The 15,903-nt window shown below is 72.6% G+C and carries 16 protein-coding genes; 8 read left to right on the forward strand and 8 right to left on the reverse strand.

Annotated features, from left to right (window positions below):
- Nucleotides 1-63: 63 nt before the first annotated feature.
- A complete protein-coding gene (locus AC2YHB_RS07955) occupies nucleotides 64-528 on the reverse strand; it encodes a hypothetical protein (RefSeq protein ID WP_051932325.1) in 465 nt (154 codons plus the stop codon).
- Nucleotides 525-2,429, reverse strand: coding sequence for a DNA primase (gene dnaG, locus AC2YHB_RS07960; RefSeq protein ID WP_179647456.1), 1,905 nt, complete (start codon nucleotides 2,427-2,429; stop codon nucleotides 525-527). The genes AC2YHB_RS07955 and dnaG overlap by 4 nt, the downstream gene beginning before the upstream one ends.
- Nucleotides 2,430-2,641: 212 nt before the next feature.
- Between dnaG and AC2YHB_RS07965 the strand changes: the two genes are divergently transcribed.
- Nucleotides 2,642-3,454 (forward strand): L,D-transpeptidase, encoded by an 813-nt coding sequence (locus AC2YHB_RS07965; RefSeq protein WP_036546404.1) that lies wholly within the window; start codon nucleotides 2,642-2,644, stop codon nucleotides 3,452-3,454.
- Between the two features lie 51 nt (nucleotides 3,455-3,505).
- Entirely contained in the window at nucleotides 3,506-4,432 is a 927-nt protein-coding gene (locus AC2YHB_RS07970) for a choice-of-anchor P family protein (RefSeq protein WP_036546407.1), read from the forward strand.
- Between the two features lie 195 nt (nucleotides 4,433-4,627).
- Here AC2YHB_RS07970 and AC2YHB_RS07975 read toward each other — a convergent pair whose 3' ends face one another.
- Nucleotides 4,628-5,860, reverse strand: a complete 1,233-nt coding sequence (locus AC2YHB_RS07975; protein ID WP_487353752.1) for a deoxyguanosinetriphosphate triphosphohydrolase — start codon at nucleotides 5,858-5,860, stop codon at nucleotides 4,628-4,630.
- Nucleotides 5,861-5,900: 40 nt separating this feature from the next.
- On the opposite strand from AC2YHB_RS07975, the gene AC2YHB_RS07980 reads away from it, so the two are divergent.
- From AC2YHB_RS07980 to AC2YHB_RS07995, 4 genes are all read left to right on the forward strand, one after another.
- Nucleotides 5,901-6,914 (forward strand): hypothetical protein, encoded by a 1,014-nt coding sequence (locus tag AC2YHB_RS07980; protein WP_487353753.1) that lies wholly within the window; start codon nucleotides 5,901-5,903, stop codon nucleotides 6,912-6,914.
- Nucleotides 6,915-6,985: 71 nt separating this feature from the next.
- The gene (locus tag AC2YHB_RS07985) at nucleotides 6,986-7,180 is read left to right on the forward strand and encodes a hypothetical protein (RefSeq protein ID WP_036546414.1); all 195 of its coding nucleotides are present in this window, start codon (nucleotides 6,986-6,988) and stop codon (nucleotides 7,178-7,180) included.
- 98 nt (nucleotides 7,181-7,278) lie between these two features.
- A complete protein-coding gene (locus AC2YHB_RS07990) occupies nucleotides 7,279-7,662 on the forward strand; it encodes a DUF5994 family protein (RefSeq protein WP_487353754.1) in 384 nt (127 codons plus the stop codon).
- A 60-nt stretch (nucleotides 7,663-7,722) separates the two neighbouring features.
- Nucleotides 7,723-8,214, forward strand: coding sequence for a DUF5994 family protein (locus AC2YHB_RS07995; RefSeq protein WP_487353755.1), 492 nt, complete (start codon nucleotides 7,723-7,725; stop codon nucleotides 8,212-8,214).
- Between the two features lie 45 nt (nucleotides 8,215-8,259).
- Here the strand turns inward: AC2YHB_RS07995 and AC2YHB_RS08000 are convergent, their stop codons facing one another.
- The 5 genes from AC2YHB_RS08000 to AC2YHB_RS08020 all read right to left on the reverse strand — a co-directional run bounded on the left by AC2YHB_RS08000 (nucleotide 8,260) and on the right by AC2YHB_RS08020 (nucleotide 12,970).
- Nucleotides 8,260-9,111: a VldE C-terminal domain-containing protein gene (locus AC2YHB_RS08000; protein WP_207006221.1), complete on the reverse strand. Its 852-nt coding sequence runs from the start codon at nucleotides 9,109-9,111 to the stop codon at nucleotides 8,260-8,262.
- 131 nt (nucleotides 9,112-9,242) lie between these two features.
- Nucleotides 9,243-10,385 carry a tRNA dihydrouridine synthase DusB gene (gene dusB, locus AC2YHB_RS08005; RefSeq protein ID WP_487353756.1) on the reverse strand — a complete coding sequence of 381 codons (1,143 nt, stop codon included), beginning with the start codon at nucleotides 10,383-10,385 and terminating at the stop codon, nucleotides 9,243-9,245.
- Nucleotides 10,382-11,182 carry a hypothetical protein gene (locus AC2YHB_RS08010; protein ID WP_207006223.1) on the reverse strand — a complete coding sequence of 267 codons (801 nt, stop codon included), beginning with the start codon at nucleotides 11,180-11,182 and terminating at the stop codon, nucleotides 10,382-10,384. Before AC2YHB_RS08010 ends, dusB begins: the two co-directional genes overlap by 4 nt.
- Nucleotides 11,176-12,573 carry a glycine--tRNA ligase gene (locus AC2YHB_RS08015; protein WP_036546424.1) on the reverse strand — a complete coding sequence of 466 codons (1,398 nt, stop codon included), beginning with the start codon at nucleotides 12,571-12,573 and terminating at the stop codon, nucleotides 11,176-11,178. Before AC2YHB_RS08015 ends, AC2YHB_RS08010 begins: the two co-directional genes overlap by 7 nt.
- An 85-nt stretch (nucleotides 12,574-12,658) precedes the next feature.
- Nucleotides 12,659-12,970 (reverse strand): antibiotic biosynthesis monooxygenase, encoded by a 312-nt coding sequence (locus AC2YHB_RS08020; protein WP_036546925.1) that lies wholly within the window; start codon nucleotides 12,968-12,970, stop codon nucleotides 12,659-12,661.
- 95 nt (nucleotides 12,971-13,065) lie between these two features.
- Between AC2YHB_RS08020 and AC2YHB_RS08025 the strand changes: the two genes are divergently transcribed.
- Together AC2YHB_RS08025 and AC2YHB_RS08030 are read left to right on the forward strand one after the other, a co-directional pair.
- Entirely contained in the window at nucleotides 13,066-15,300 is a 2,235-nt protein-coding gene (locus tag AC2YHB_RS08025; RefSeq protein WP_487353757.1) for a molybdopterin-dependent oxidoreductase, read from the forward strand.
- The gene (locus AC2YHB_RS08030; RefSeq protein ID WP_218864579.1) at nucleotides 15,297-15,866 is read left to right on the forward strand and encodes a TetR/AcrR family transcriptional regulator; all 570 of its coding nucleotides are present in this window, start codon (nucleotides 15,297-15,299) and stop codon (nucleotides 15,864-15,866) included. Before AC2YHB_RS08025 ends, AC2YHB_RS08030 begins: the two co-directional genes overlap by 4 nt.
- The last annotated feature ends 37 nt before the right edge of the window (nucleotides 15,867-15,903 follow it).

Genomic DNA, 15,903 nt, shown 5'->3' on the forward strand with positions numbered 1-15,903 from the left:
GAAACACTAGCAAGGCTCGGCCGACCGGCCGAAATCGAGGGCTGGTTCAGGCCGGATCCGGGCTCAGGCGCCGAGGTCGGCGCGCGCCGCCGCCAGCGCCGCCTGGACGACCTCGTCGACGGCCGGGTCCTCCGGGTCCAGCCCGGCGTCGTACTCGACGAACCAGGCCAGCTCGCCGCGGCGTCCCGGCGCCTGCCGGGCGAGGACGCGCACGGACCTGCGGTCCGCGACCGGGACGTGGCGCTGGAGCGCGATGCTCGCCGTCACCCGCTCCCTGACGAGCTGCAGCAGCCGCCCCGCCTCCTCCAGCCGTACGACGTGCACGGGCTGCGCCTCGCCGAAGCGGCCGACCTCGGTGACGGTCAGCGTCCGCGCCTCCTGGTCCCAGTCGGCGCTCGCGACCTGCTCCCACGGCAGCCGCTGCGGCAGGTAGAGCGCGTCGCGGGTGCCGCCCACCTCGCCGGAGGAGGCGAGCAGCCGCTCCCCCGGGCCGACGTCGATCGGCGAGCGCCGCGCGAACAGCCTCACTCGGCCGAGCCCACGATCTTCTCCCGCAGCGTGCGGCGGGCCTGCTCGAGGGCGGCCAGCTCGCCGAACATGCGGTTGAACTCGGTCTCGTTCTCGACCGGGTTGGTGCGCTGCAGGCGCGACTTGACCTCGTCGATGCGGCGCAGCGCGGTCAGCTCCTGGAGCCGGAAGAGGTGGGTCGCGACATAGCCGGCGTCGATGTCCTTGTTGACCGGGATCGGCTCGACCGCGAGCGCGCTCACGAGCGAGGACACCGCCGGGTCGGAGGCCCCTTCGCGGACCTTCGACACCCAGCCGGGGTCGTTCTGGCCGGCCACGGCGCCGCCCGCCGCCGCGACGAGCTCCCAGACCGCGCGGTAGGTCGGGTGGGTGAAGTCGTTGGCGCCGATGTCGGCGCTGGTGCGGCCGATCGCGACCGGGTGCTGGAGCACGAGCTTGAGGGTCTCGCGCTCGATGCCGAACCGGGGGTCGCGCAGGTCGGGGAGGTTGCTGCGGGGCGCGGGCGCCTGGGGAGCGCCCGCCTGGACGCGGTCACGGTCGCGGTCGCGCGGGGCGTTGCGGTCGGGCGCGTTGCCCCGGGCGGCGGCGCGGCGTACCTCGGCACGGGCCTGCTCGATGTCGACGCCGACCATGCCGGCGAGCTCGCGGGCGAAGGCGTCGACCTTCGACCTGTCGCGCACGCTCGCCACCAGCCGGGCACCGGCGCGCAGCGCGTCGACCCGACTGTCGGCGCGGTCGAGGTCGTAGCGGCCGACGACGTTGTCGAGCACGAAGCGGTAGAGCGGGCGGCGGGTGGCGACCAGCTCGCGGACCGCGGCGTCGCCCTCCTTGATCCGCAGCTCGCAGGGGTCCATGCCCTCGGGCGCGACCGCGACATAGGTCTGCGCCACGAAGCGCTGGTCGCCCTCGAACGTGCGCAGCGCGGCCTTCTGGCCCGCCTCGTCGCCGTCGAAGGTGAACACGACCTCGCTGCGCAGCTCGGCGTGGTCGTCGAGGAAGCGGCGCAGCACCCGGGCGTGGTCGTCGCCGAAGGCGGTGCCACAGGTGGCGACGGCCGTCGTGACCCCGGCGAGGTGGCAGGCCATCACGTCGGTGTAGCCCTCGACGATGACGGCCTGGGAGCTCAGCGCGATCGGCTTGCGGGCCAGGTCGATGCCGTAGAGGACGTGGCTCTTCTTGTAGATCGCCGTCTCGCCGGTGTTGAGGTACTTCGCCTCGATCCGGTCGTCGTCGAAGATCCGGCGCGCGCCGAAGCCGATCGTGTCGCCGTTGGTCTCGCGGATCGGCCACAGCAGCCGGCCGCGGAACTTGTCGTACATCGAGCGGCCCATCGCGACCAGGCCGGCCGCGATCGCCTCCTCGGAGGTGAACTTGCGGCCGCTGAGGTGGCGCCACAGCGCCTCCCCGTCCCGGGGCGCGAACCCCACGCCGAAGTGCAGCGCGGCGTTCTGGTCGAAGCCCCGCTCGGCGAGGAACTGCCGCGCCTGGAGCGCGTCCGGCGTCCCCAGCTGCTCGGCGTAGAACTCCTGCGCCACCGCATGGGCCTCGACCAGGCGACGGCGCTGGGGACCCTTCGGGCGGTCGTCGTACCCGCTCTCGTCGCGGCGCAGCTGGACGCCGTACTTGTCGGCCATCCGCTCGACCGCCTCGCCGAAGCTCAGCCCGTCGATCTTCATCAGGAAGGTGAAGACGTCGCCGCCCTCCTGGCAGCCGAAGCAGTGGAAGAACCCACGACTCGGCGTCACGTGGAAGGAGGGCGACTTCTCGTCGTGGAAGGGGCACAGGCCCTTCATCGAGCCGCCGCCGGCGTTGCGGAGCGTGACGTAGCCGGACACGACCTCGTCGATCCGCACGCGTTCCCGGACCGCGGCGATGTCCTCGTCACGGATCCGTCCCACCATGCGGGGAATCCTACTGACGGGCCCTCGCGGGCCACCGATCCGTCTCCGGGTCGGTGCCACGGCGTCCATCTCCGGAGACGGTCCACCAAATACAGCGGACCGATCGTTATTCTCGGCGTGACCTACGTCCCAGTGGTTCGTTTCCCAGACGGGAGCGGTGTGGGAACCGGGACAGTGGGAGCCAGGAATGGGCATGCGGGGAGGGACCGAGCATGGAGCAGTCGTCTGCGCGCGCACGCGCGACGTCGGCCCTGCCCGTCGTCATCGCGCTCCTCGTGATCGCCGTCCTGTTCGTGGTCTTCCGGGACACCGACGACAAGGACCCCTCGCCGGCGGCTCCGCCCACGACGGCCTCCGAGAAGGTCGACCTCAGCAAGCTGCGCGCCAGCTCCACGAAGACGACGATCAAGGCCGCGCCGAAGGACCCGCGACCCACGAAGGTGCCGAAGGGCACCGTGGTCCATCCGAAGCGGATGCTCCCGCTGTACGACGAGCCGGACGGGACCGCCTTCGCGAAGATCGCGCCGAAGCAGTTCGGCGACACGTGGCTGCCGGTCATCACCCGCAACCGCGACTGGGTGCAGGTCCTGCTGCCGTCGAAGCCGAACGGCTCGACCGGCTGGCTGCGCTCGGGCGACGTGCAGGAGGCGCACAGCCGCTTCCGGGTCGAGGTGCACCTCGGCTCGCACGAGCTGCAGCTGATCGAGGACGGCCGTCTGATCGGGACCTGGTCGGTGGCCATCGGCGCGCCGGGCACGCCGACGCCGACCGGACGCACCTTCGTGCTCGGCCAGATCACCGACGAGAAGCAGCCCTTCTCCCCCGTGATCCTGCCGCTCGGCAGCCACAGCGACACCCTCGACTCGTACGGCGGCGGCCCCGGGACCGTCGCCCTGCACGGCTGGACGGACCCCTCGGTCTTCGGCCAGTCGGTCAGCCACGGATGCGTGCGGGTGCCCGATGACGCCCTCGCCCTCCTGCGCACCGTCCCGACCGGAACGCCCGTGATGGTCGACAAGGCCTGACCGGAACCCCCAGACTCGCTCTGCCGACAAGATGAAGATGAAGGGAAACCCATGAAGAAGACAAGGACCCTGGCCTCGGCCGCCGGCGCGGTCGTGCTGGTGACGGGGGCCGCGTCGTTCGCCGTGCTCGGTGGCGGTACCGCCACCGCCGCGGGTGAGCCGTCGTCCGCCTACGGCATCGCGCTGAGCATCGCGGACAACGCGGTCATCGGCGAGGACACGATCGCGGTCGAGTCCACCGACGGCACGCTGGTCAAGGACTCGCTCATCGGCCTGCCGGACAACCCGGTCGCGAGCGGTGGCGTCATCAACGTCAGCGCCGAGAACGGCAAGGCGAGCTCGAGCGTCACCGACCTCGGCGTCGGCGACGGCCTCCTGGCCCAGCTCCCCGCGGAGCTCACCGGCCCGCTGGGCGACGCCTGCGACCAGATCGCCGGCGCGCTCGACCCGGTCACCGGCCAGATCAACGACGCCCTGCTCGGCACCCTGCTGCCGCAGATCGGCGACCTGCTCGACGACATCAGCGACGCCACCGACGGCACCCCGCTCGACCTGAGCCTGCTGGGCGCGCTCGACCTGTCCGAGCTCACCGACCTCCAGCTCGGCGGCCTCTGCGACGTGCTCGCCGGTGACGACCAGCTGGTCGGCGCCGACGCCGTGATCGCCGAGTGCACCGGTGACACCGGCACCACCACGATCACCGACCTCAGCGCCCTCGGCCTGCCCGTCGACATCGACGTGGACGAGCCCAACGCCAAGGTCGAGATCCCGGGCCTGCTCACCATCACCGCCAACGAGCAGATCTCCAACGCCGACGGCACCTTCACCGTCAACGCGCTGCACGTCAACCTGCTGGGCCAAGTCGACCTGGTCGTCGCCTCCGCCACCTGTGGCGAGGTCACCAGCGACGAGGAGACCGACCCGTCCGACGCGCCGACCCCGACCCCGGTCGAGTCGCACGTCCCGGTCACCGGCTGACCCTCTCCCGACTCCAGCTTGTCGGTCACTGACCGGCCACGACCTCCCGGTCGTGGCCGGTCGGTCGTTTTTCACGGCCCCGCTGCGAGATGAGGCAGCAGCGTCGTGGCTGTCGACTCACCGGGTCTCGTGACGGTCGCTGCGCGACCTCCTCGACCACCGGCGGGGGTGCTGCGCGGCCTCCTCGACCACCTCTCAGGTCAGGCGCTGGTGCCAGGCGACGGCGCTGGCGTCGGTGAGCGAGGCGACCTGGTCGATGACCACCCGGGTCCGGGCGAGGTCGTCGGGCGCGTCGGCCCAGTCGGCGGCGAAGGTCGCGTCGAGACCCGCGCCCTCGTCGCGGAGGAGCACCTCGACCAGCTCGGCGAGCAGCTCGCGCTGGCGCTCCTGCAGCGCGACCCGGCCGGCGTCCTGCATGACGTAGTGCGCGGCGATCCCCTTGAGCACGGTGATCTCGGCCCAGGTCTCCTCCGGGACGACGAGGCCGGCCGCGTAGCGCGCGAACGGTCCGTCGGCCGCCGCGAAGGTCGCCTCCTGCACCGCGCCGCAGAAGCGCCCGATCAGGTCGCTCGTCAGGTTCTTCAGCGCGGCGAGCGAGGCCCGCCTCCCGTCGTACGACGCCCCGGGCCAGCTGCCCACTGCCCGCAGCCGGGCGAGGACCTCGTCGAGCGCGGCGTCGGTCGCGTCGGGGAGGTACCACGCGCGCACGGTCTCCCACACGGCCGCCGTGTCGAGGCGGGTCAGGTCGACCTTGCCGGCGACGACGCCGTCCTCCACGTCGTGGACCGAGTAGGCCACGTCGTCGGCGAGGTCCATCACCTGCGCCTCGACGCACTTGCGGCGGGCGGGCGCGCCCCGGCGCAGCCAGTCGAAGGCGGCGCGGTCGGCGTCGTACACGCCGAACTTGCCGTCGGCACCGGCCTCGTCGGGGCCCCAGGGGTACTTCGTGCAGGCGTCGAGGGTCGCGCGGGTGAGGTTGAGGCCGACGGACTCCCCCGCCGCGTCGGCGGTCTTCGCCTCCAGCCGGGTCAGCAGGCGCAGGGTCTGGGCGTTGCCCTCGAAGCCGCCGCAGTCGGCCGCCAGCACGGCGAGCGCCCGCTCCCCGTTGTGGCCGAAGGGCGGGTGTCCGAGGTCGTGCGCCAGTGCGGCGGTCTCGGTGATGTCCGGGTGCGTGCCGAGGGCGCGGGAGAGGTCGCGGGCGATCTGGGCGACCTCGAGGCTGTGCGTCAGCCGGTTGCGGACGAAGTCGTCGCTCTGCGGGCCGACCACCTGGGTCTTCGCGGCGAGGCGGCGCGATGACGCGGCGTGGACGACCCGGGCGCGGTCGCGCTCGAACGGCAGCCGCTCCGGCGCCTCGACCCGCTTGGGCGGCTCGGGGACGATCCGCTCGCGCGCCGCGGCGTCGTACAGCCGCTCGACCTGGTCCACGCCCGCGACCCTATCGACAGGACAACCGGACGGTGCGGTGGTGCGTCGCACCGGCATGCCCCGGTTCGTCGCCGCCGCCGCGTGCGGCCTCTCCCTGCTCTCCGCGTGCGCGCCCGCGGCCCTGCCCACCGCCGTGCCGGGCGCGCTGGACGGCCCGTCCCCCACCGCGGCCGCCCCACCGCTCCCGGTGGGTGCGCCGCCGCGGGTCCCGTACGTCGCCGGCCGGTGGTACGTCGCCCCCGACCGCCGGTTGCGCCTCCCGGGCGGGCGCCGCGGCGTCACCGGCGCCGTCGTGTACGACGACGGCCTGCTCGTCGCCGACGCGAGGATCTTCGAGGGCACGGTCGGCCTGGCCCGGGTCCGCGACGGGCGGTGGGTGGCGTCGCTCGGCTGCTCGAGCGGGGTGCCGGCGACGTCGGCCGACCGCCGCTACGTCGCGTGGGCCACCACGCTGTGCCTGGAGTCGGGCGACACGACGGCCGGTGCGATCCACCGCTCCCGGGCCTCGGGCGGCGGCGAGGTCGTGGTGCCGGTGGCCGCGGGGCTGGTGAGCGTCGTCGGCTTCCTGGGCCACGACGTGGTCTACCAGCTCGGCTTCGCCGGCGGCGTGTGGGTCAGCGACCTCGCCGGCACGCCCCGGCGCATCCCGGGGATCGACCACGCCCGCGACACCAGCACCCGCCGTTCGCTGGTGCTCGGCGGTCGCGGCGACCGGACCGACCGCGTGCTGCGGCCCGACGGCACGCCCCTGTGGCGCGTCGCGGAGGGCGACCTGATCGGCTTCAGCCCCGCCGGGGGCCGGGTGGTGGCGTTCCGCGACGACCGGCTGGTCGTGCTGCGCAGCCGCGACGGGTCGACGGCCGCCACCATCGACCTTCCTGCGGAGGTCGAGGCGTGGTCGGTCACCTGGGAGAGCGAGCGCACCCTCCTCGCCCTCGAGTACGACGCCGGCCGGGTCGCCGTCGTCCGGCTCCACCTCGACGGCCGGGCCGAGCGGGCGACCGCGTGGCGTGCGGTCGACGCGTCCGGTGGGCCCTACGTGCTGCTGCCGTAGATCCGCCCGTCGCCCCGGGGCGGCCCGCTCGTTGATCCCGCAAGCAATCGTCGTGACGAGTGGAGGCAGCCGTGCACGTGATCGAGCTCGGACAGGCCGCGGCCGTCTTCGCGATCGCCGTCGGACTCAGCGCGTGGCGCGTCGTGGTCGCGCCCGGACCGCCCATCAAGGCGGTCGACCGGCTCCTGGGCCTGTGCACCGCGATCTCCGCCTGCTGGGTGCTGGCCGCCTGCGTGGCGCTCGAGACCTCGGCGTTCTACCTCTAGGCGGCCGGCTCGGACCGGCGCCGACGTAGGATCGAGGCAGGTCGACGCCACGCTGCAGCCGCATCGTGTCCGCGGCCGCGACGAAAGAAGGCGCCACCATGGCTGCCCGCGAATCCATCTACCCCCATCGCTACGCCGCGCCGCTCGGAACCCTGCGCCTGCAGCTGTCGCCCCACTTCGACGAGGGCCGCCTCGGCGGGTGGTGGGCGCCGTACAGCCACAACCTCACCCGCGAGGCGGCGCACCTGGTCGACGGCTTCCCCACCGACCGCGGCCGCATCGACCGGCTGGTCTACGCACCACCGGACTGGGACGACGTGCTCGTGACAGAGGTCTTCACCCGCCACGGGCGGATCAAGGTGGGCTACATGGGGGCCAGCCGCGGCACCGGTCTCGTGCTGGTGCGGGTCACCGGAGGTGGCATCGTGGCGCTCGGGATCAGCTGGCGGGGCGAGCAGTCGCTTGGTGGCGGCGTAGGCTGAGGGTGAATGGCCGGCACCGTGCGTCCGTCGGACGCCAGAACCGGTCGAGAGGCGGACGTCATGACGACGTCGAACATCCCTGCCCAGCCCGCCACCGACGCGAGGGTCCCGCTCCGGGTCCGTCTCGCCGAACCCGATCCGCGCAACGTGCTCGACGGGGCGTGGTGGCCGCAGAGCCGCGACCTCGCCGTCGAGCTCGCGGACCTGGTCGACCACTTCCCGGGCGACCGCGCTCCCGTGGCACGCGCCCTGTTCTCACCGCCCGACTGGGAGCCGGCCCCGCGCCGGGTGCCCGTCGCGCGGGGCTACGTGAAGGTCGGTTCGTTCCCGGGCGACGACACCCACCTGATGACGGTCGCCCTCACGGACCGCAGCCGGCTCCGGATCCTGGTCGTCCCGCCTGGCTTCACCAGCCAGCAGGGCGAGGAGGCCCTGCTCGCGGCATCCACCCGCAGGAACGGCCACGCCGCGGGCGAGCTGCTCGCCGAGGTGCGCGACCAGCCGGCGCAGGACCCGACCGACCACTGGGACGACGACGGCGGACACGCCTGAGCCGACCGCGGCGACCCGTGGCCGGCCCGCGGGTCGGCCGCCGGGTCAGTACGTCGTGACGTGCACGTGGTCGTAGTGGTTGGCGGTCGTCGAACCACGGTCCGGCATGCCCCGCCAGCCCTCGCCGGAACGCTCGACCGACCAGATCTTCTGCGAGTAGATGACGTAGCTGACGCCCAGCGCGGCGTAGTTGGCGCGGACGAACTCGGCGATCTCCCAGCCGCGGGCGCCGGAGGTCATGATGTCGACCGCGATGCCCTGGGCGTGCTCGCCGTCGCCGCGGAAGGTGCCGTAGGTCGACACCTCGGGGAAGTTGGCGCAGACGGCCTGGTGGACCTTCTTGATGTTCGGGCTGACCCCGGCCGGCACGCTCGTGCCGTTGGTGCAGGACGCCGCGATGCTCAGGGGCTTCTCGTCGGAGAGGTGGCCAGCCGTCACCCAGCGGGACGTGCCCTCGAGGACGATCTCGACCCGCTCGCCGTACTTGCGGCCGGTGACGAGGACCTTCTCGCCCTCGTCGACCTCGCCGACCTTCTTGCCGGCCTTGTCGGGGCGCGTCCAGAGGTTGAGGGCGTCGGTGGTCCACCGCTTGGTGTCGGCGGCGGCGACGGCCTTGGCGGTCGCGGTCGTGGACAGGAGTCGGTCGAGCTTGCTGCCGATCGCGTCGGCGGAGCGGTCGCTGCTGCGCGAGAGGACCGGCAGGTCGCGCGAGGCGTCCTGCACCGATCCTGCGACGGGCGCGCTGCTGTCGATCGCGATCAGGTCGTTGTCGGGGGCCGGGGAGCTCATCACTCCGGCGGACACGGCCGCACCGGTCGCCAGGACGGCCAGCGAGCCGGCCAGGAAGGCGGCTCGCGGTGTACGTCGCGCGGTTTCCCGCTTGTGGCTGGTGGCCACGCGCTGATTCCTTTGCTGTCGCTTACAGATGCATCCCGAGGACCCTAGCCGGGACCAGGGCATCGTGTGAGTGAAGCACACCGGTCAAGTGTTCAATCAATTGGAGAAGGGTCGTCCGGGCGTGAGGCCGGTCACCCGCCGGTGGTCTCGCTGACGTCCTCGAGCAGCCCGCAGCCGTCCTCTCCCAGGCCGTCGGTGTCGTCGAGCCAGCCCTCCGGGAGGACCACCTTGTGGCGCGGCGCGCCCTGCCGCCCGCGCGGCGCGCCGAGCTCGGAGGCGGGGAACGGCTCGTCCGGGTCGAGGACGGCGAGCAGGTCGTCGAGCGCCGCCAGCGAGTCGACGAGGCCGAGCGAGCGGCGCAGCTCGCCGCCCGCGCGGAAACCCTTGAGGTACCAGGTGACGTGCTTGCGGAACTCCTTGCACCCGCGCTCCTCCCCCATGTGCTCGCAGAGCAGCTCGGCGTGGCGGCGCATCATCGCGCGCACCTCGCCGAGGTTGGGCAGGGTGGTCTCACCGGGGCCGCCGTCCGCGAACGCCGCGGCGAGGTCGCGGAACAGCCAGGGCCGGCCGAGGCAGCCGCGGCCGACGACGACGCCGGCGGCACCGGTCTGCTCGACCATCCGGACGGCGTCGGCGGCCTCCCAGATGTCGCCGTTGCCGAGGACGGGGATGTCGACGTGGGCGACGAGCTCGGCGATGGCGTCCCAGTCGGCCTGGCCGGAGTAGGCCTGCGCGACCGTGCGCCCGTGCAGCGCGATCGCGGCCACGCCGCTCTCCTGCGCGATCCGACCCGCGTCTAGGTAGGTCAGGTGGTCGTCGTCGAGGCCCTTGCGGGTCTTCATGGTGACCGGGACGTCGTACGGCGCGGCCGCGGCGACGGCCTCCTCGAGGATCCGGCCGAGCAGGTTGCGCTTCCACGGGAGCGCACCGCCGCCGCCCTTGCGGGTGACCTTGGGGACGGGGCAGCCGAAGTTGAGGTCGACGTGGGCGACGCCGTAATCCTCGCAGAGGATCTTGGTGGCCTGGCCGACGTAGGTCGGGTCGGTGCCGTAGAGCTGGACGGACCGGACCGTCTCGAGCTCGTCGAAGACCAGCATCCGCTTGGTGGTCTCGTCGCCCTCGACCAGCCCGCGGCTGGTGATCATCTCGCAGACGTAGAGACCGGCGCCGTGCTCGGCGCACAGCCGCCGGTAGGCGGCGTTGGTGATGCCCGCCATCGGCGCCAGCACGACGGGCGTGGGCACCTCGAGGGTGCCCAGGCGCAGGCCGGTCACGACGCGGACGGCGAGCCGGTCGCCGACGACGAGGGGGTGGCGCTGCCCGACGGGCTGGCGCTGCCGGACGGGGTGGCGCTGCCGGACGGCTTCGCCCCGCCCTTCTTGCCACCCTTGCCACCCTTGCCGGGCTTGGCGGGCTTGGTCACCTTGCTGATCGGACCGCTCCACGTGACCGCGTCCAGGCCGCCGTAGGGCGGGAAGGACACGCTCTCGAAGGAGTGGGCCGGGGCGATGAAGTAGACCTGGCACAGCTCGGCGGTGGCGGCGGTCGCGAAGGGCGTGGGCAGCGCCGCGCCGTTGCATGCCGGCAGCTGCGCGGCGGTGTAGTAGTTCGGCGCCTCGAGGTTGTTGCCGTCGTCGGCCCACAGCACGTTGTCGAGCCGCAGGCCGCCCAGGTCGGTGTCACCGGCGTTGGTGACCTTCAGCCGCACGAAGTACGGCGTGCGGGCAGCGGTCGTGTCGTCGACGTTCCACCCCGGGAAGGACTCCTGGAAGGAGGTCCGCTCGATCCGCTCCACCACGACCGAGAGCACGCCGATCTCGTCCTGGCGCCGCTCGAAGGCGATCACGCCCTCCTCGCCCAGCGCGAGCGCGGTGCCCGGCTCGGTGAGGGTGACCCCCTCCGGCACCGGGAGGTACGACGCCGGGCCGGTGGAGCTCTCCGACGGACTCGGCGAGGCCTTGTCGCCGGCGTCCTTGCCGTCGTCCGAGCCGCACCCGGCCAGCCCGCCGGCCACCACGAGCGCGAGGCCCGCGGCGACGACGGCGCGGGCCGGCCGGGTGCGCCTCAGCATCCGACGAGCCGCTCGGCGAAGTAGGTCGTGAGCTTGTCGAGCGCCACCCGCTCCTGGGACATGGTGTCCCGGTCACGGACCGTGACGGCTTGGTCGTCGAGGGTGTCGAAGTCGACCGTGACGCAGAAGGGTGTGCCGATCTCGTCCTGGCGGCGGTAGCGCTTGCCGATGGCGCCGGAGTCGTCGAACTCGACGTTCCACAGCGCGCGGAGCTCGGTCGCGACGGCCTTCGCCCGCGGGGTGAGGTCCTCGTTGCGGCTCAGCGGCAGCACGGCGACCTTGACCGGCGACAGGCGCGGGTCGAGGCGCAGCACGGTGCGCTTGTCGACGCCGCCCTTCGTGTTGGGCGCCTCGTCCTCGGCGTACGCGTCGACGAGGAAGGTCATCAGGCTGCGCGAGAGACCGGCTGCCGGCTCGATGACGTAGGGCACGTAGCGGGTGTTGTTGGCCTGGTCGAAGTAGGACAGGTCCTTGCCCGAGTGCTCGGCGTGGGTCGACAGGTCGAAGTCGGTGCGGTTGGCGATGCCCTCGAGCTCACCCCACTCGGAGCCGGCGAAGTTGAAGCGGTACTCGATGTCGACGGTGCGCTTCGAGTAGTGCGACAGCTTCTCCTTGGCGTGCTCGTAGTGGCGCAGGTTGTCGGGGTTGATGCCGAGGTCGGTGTACCACTTCGTGCGGGTGTCGATCCAGTACTGGTGCCACTCCTCGTCCTCACCCGGCTTGACGAAGAACTCCATCTCCATCTGTTCGAACTCGCGGGTGCGGAAGATGAAGTTGCCCGGCGTGATCTCGTTGCGGAAGCTCTTGCCGATCTGGGCGATGCCGAACGGGGGCTTCATCCGCTGCGAGGTCACCACGTTGGCGAAGTTGAGGAAGATGCCCTGCGCGGTCTCGGGGCGCAGGTAGTGCAGGCCCGACTCGTCCTCGATGACGCCGAGGTAGGTCTTGAGCAGGCCGGAGAACTGGCGCGGCTCGGTCCAGGCGCCGCGGGTGCCGCAGTTGGGGCACGCGATCTCCGACATCGGCACGTCGTCGGGGTCGTCGATCCCCTTCTTCTCCGCGACCGCCTCCTGCAGGTGGTCGGCGCGGAAGCGCTTGTGGCACGACTGGCACTCGGTCAGCGGGTCGGTGAAGGTCGCGACGTGGCCGGAGGCCTCCCAGGTCTGGCGCGGGAGGATCACGCTGGAGTCGAGGCCGACGACGTCGTCGCGGCTCTGCACCATCGAGCGCCACCACTGGCGCTTGATGTTCTCCTTGAGCTCCACGCCGAGCGGGCCGTAGTCCCAGGCCGAGCGGGTGCCGCCGTAGATCTCTCCACAGGGGTAGACGAAGCCTCGGCGCTTCGCGAGGGAGACGACGTGGTCGACGGTGGACGGGGGCGGCTTGGCCACTGGGAATCCTTTATGGGACGAGCCCGGCTGGCTGTCGGGCGTGACGTGTCTGGGTGCTTCTCTGGATGCTCGCGGGAGCGAACTCCTAGGTTACGCGAGGCTCCGCGACATTCAGCACCGCATTCGGCTCGACGACCTCGTAGGCGCTCGGCTCGTCGATCGCCCGCATCAGCACGGGCATCTGGAGCTTGAGCTCGTACGACGACAGGGCCCGCCGGTACGCGCCGACGTTCTCCCAGCGCGTGGTCAGCGTCCACAGGTCGGGGTCGTCGAGGTTGCGGCCGATCCAGCCGGCGACGTACCCGGGCTTGTCGGCGAGCAGCCCGTGCACGAGCTCGAGGTCGGCACGGAGGGAGGCGGGGTCGTCCCCGGCCCGGAACCTGTTCACGACGAGCACGGGGCGCACTCTACGCAGCGGGCCGGCCCTTGACGCACGACCGCAGCGCCCATGACTATGACACCTGTCATAACCACCTCCGGCAGGAGTCCCCGATGACCACCACGCCCGCCTGGCGCAAGACCGCCTGCATCCTCTGCGAGTGCAACTGCGGGATCGAGGTGCAGGTCGAGGACCGGCAGCTGGTGCGGATCCGCGGCGACAAGTCCCACCCCTCCTCCGCCGGCTACACCTGCGAGAAGCCGCTGCGCCTGGACCGCTACCAGAACGGCACGCCGCGGCTGACCAGCCCGCTGCGCCGGCGCGCGGACGGCTCCTACGAGGAGATCGACTGGGACACCGCGATCGCCGAGATCGCGCAGCGCCTGGCAGCCATCCGCGACGAGCACGGCGGCGACAAGATCTTCTTCTACGGGGGCGGCGGCCAGGGCAACCACCTCGGCGGCGGCTACGGGCAGGCCCTGCAGGCCGCGCTCGGGGTCCGCTACCGCTCCAACGCGCTCGCGCAGGAGAAGACCGGCGAGATGTACGTCGACGGGCGGCTCTACGGCGGCCACACGAAGGGCGACTTCGAGCACGCCGAGGTCGTGGTGTTCGTCGGCAAGAACCCCTGGCAGTCGCACTCCTTCCCGCGCGCCCGCCCGGTGCTCAAGGAGATGGCCGCCGACCCCGACCGCACGATGGTCGTCATCGACCCGCGGCGCAGCGAGACGGCCGCCATGGCCGACATCCACCTGCAGGTCCGGCCCGGCACCGACGCCTGGTGCCTCGCCGCGCTCGGCGCCGTCCTCGTGCAGGAGGACCTCCTCGACCACGCCTTCGTGGCCGACCACACGACGGGAGCCGAGCCGGTGCTGGCGGCGTACCGGGAGATCGACGTGGCCGACTTCGCGCGGCGCTGCGGCGTCGACGAGGAGCTGATCCGCACCACGGCCCGGCGGATCGCCGCCGCGGAGAGCGTGTGCACCTACGAGGACCTCGGCATCCAGCAGGCGCCGCACAGCACGCTGAGCTCCTACCTCAACAAGATGCTGTGGATCCTCACCGGCAACTTCGCCAAGCGGGGCGGGATGTTCCTGCACTCGACGTTCGCGGCCCTGGCGGGCGGCGGCGGGGGCGGCGGCTCGAGGACGACGCCGGTGACCGGCGCGCGGATCATCTCCGGGCTGGTGCCCTGCAACTCGATCGCCGAGGAGATCGACACCCACCACCCCGACCGGTTCCGCGCGATGTGGGTCGACAGCGTCAACCCGGCCCACTCGCTGGCGGACTCCGCCGGGTTCCGGCGCGCGATGCGCAGGCTGGACCTCAGCGTCGTCATCGACATCGCGATGACCGAGACCGCGCTCGAGGCCGACTACGTGCTGCCCGCCGCCACCCAGTTCGAGAAGTGGGAGTGCACCTTCTTCAACGTCGACTTCCCGGAGAACGTCTTCCACCTGCGCGCCCCGCTCATGGACCCGCTGCCCGGAACCCTGCCCGAGCCGGAGATCTACGCCCGCGTCGTGCGCGCGCTCGGCGTCGTGGACGAGGCTGCGCTGGAGCCGCTCCGGGAGGCGGCCGAGGCCGGCCTGGCGTCGTACGCCGAGGCCTTCTTCGCCGCCGTCGGCGCCGACCCGCGGCTGATGGGCCTCGCCGGGCACGTGCTCTACGAGACGCTCGGGCCCACGCTCGGCGACGCCCGCGGCACCGCGGCCCTGTGGGGCGTGGCGCAGCTGTGCGCGATGAACCAGCCCGCGTCGGTCGCCCGCGCCGGCTTCACGGGCACCGGCTTCGAGCCCGGCAACGCCCTCTTCGAGCGAATCCTCACCGGCGAGGCCGTGGTGTTCACCCGCGACGACCACGACCACGCCTGGGACTACGTACGACGACCCGACCGCCGCTTCACGCTGGAGATCCCGGAGCTCCTCGACCGGCTGCGTGGCCTCGCGTCGGAGCAGAGCTCGTGGACGACCGAGGAGTTCCCGTTCGTGCTGTCGGCGGGCGAGCGGCGCGCGTTCACCGCCAACACGATCATCCGCGATCCCTCCTGGCGGCGCCGCGACGCCGGTGGTGCGCTGCGGATCAGCACCGACGACGCCTGGGCGCTGAGCGTGCGCGACGGCGACACGCTGCGCGTGGTGACCGAGCGCGGCAGCGCGGTCGCGGTCGTCGAGGTGACCGACACCCTCCAACAGGGCCATGTGTCGCTCCCGAACGGGCTCGGCGTCGCCCACCCGGACGGGACGCCCGGCGTCGCGCCCAACGAGCTGACCTCGCTGCACCACCGCGACCCGATCGCGGGCACCCCGTGGCACAAGTACGTCCCGGCCCGGCTGGAGCGCGTGTGAGCACCCGCCGTCCGACCCGCTCCCCACGGGACGCCATGGTCGACAGCGCGATCGTCCTGTTCCGCGAGCGCGGCGTCGCGGCGACCTCGCTGCGCGACGTGGTGGCGCACAGCAGGGCCCCACGGGGCTCGATCTACCACCACTTCCCCGGCGGCAAGGACGAGCTGGCGCGCGAGGCGACCCGGCGTGCGGGCGACTTCATCGCGCGGCTGCTGGGCGAGCTGGTCGACAGCGCCGACCCGGTCGCGACGGTCGACCTGCTCGTCGACCACTGGTCCGGCGTACTGCTCGGCAGCGACTTCGCGGCCGGCTGCCCGGTCGCCGCCGCGGCACTGGCGCCGGACGACACGGCCGGCGCGCGGGACGCGGCGGGCGCCGCGTTCGGCCAGTGGGAGGACCTGCTCGCCGGTGCGATGCGCGGGCGCGGCCTGGCGGCCGACGAGGCGGCGGACCGCGCGGCGCTGGTCGTCAGCGCGGTCGAGGGCGCCCTGCTGGTCAGCCGCGCGCGTCGTACCGACGCACCCTTACGGGCCGTCGGACGGGAGCTCGCCCGCACCCTGGCCTGATCGCGCCTCGGGACAGGATCGCGCCGACTTGACCGCC

Source organism: Nocardioides sp. SRI_004, assembly GCF_057586415.1.

Excerpts from the sequence above, each read along its gene's own strand:
- dnaG (WP_179647456.1), bottom strand. The coding sequence starts at position 2,429 with ATGGTGGGACGGATCCGTGACGAGGACATCGCCGCGGTCCGGGAACGC.
- AC2YHB_RS07965 (WP_036546404.1), top strand. The coding sequence starts at position 2,642 with ATGGAGCAGTCGTCTGCGCGCGCACGCGCGACGTCGGCCCTGCCCGTC.
- AC2YHB_RS07970 (WP_036546407.1), top strand. The coding sequence starts at position 3,506 with ATGAAGAAGACAAGGACCCTGGCCTCGGCCGCCGGCGCGGTCGTGCTG.
- AC2YHB_RS07990 (WP_487353754.1), top strand. The coding sequence starts at position 7,279 with ATGGCTGCCCGCGAATCCATCTACCCCCATCGCTACGCCGCGCCGCTC.
- AC2YHB_RS07995 (WP_487353755.1), top strand. The coding sequence starts at position 7,723 with ATGACGACGTCGAACATCCCTGCCCAGCCCGCCACCGACGCGAGGGTC.
- AC2YHB_RS08010 (WP_207006223.1), bottom strand. The coding sequence starts at position 11,182 with ATGCTGAGGCGCACCCGGCCGGCCCGCGCCGTCGTCGCCGCGGGCCTC.
- AC2YHB_RS08025 (WP_487353757.1), top strand. The coding sequence starts at position 13,066 with ATGACCACCACGCCCGCCTGGCGCAAGACCGCCTGCATCCTCTGCGAG.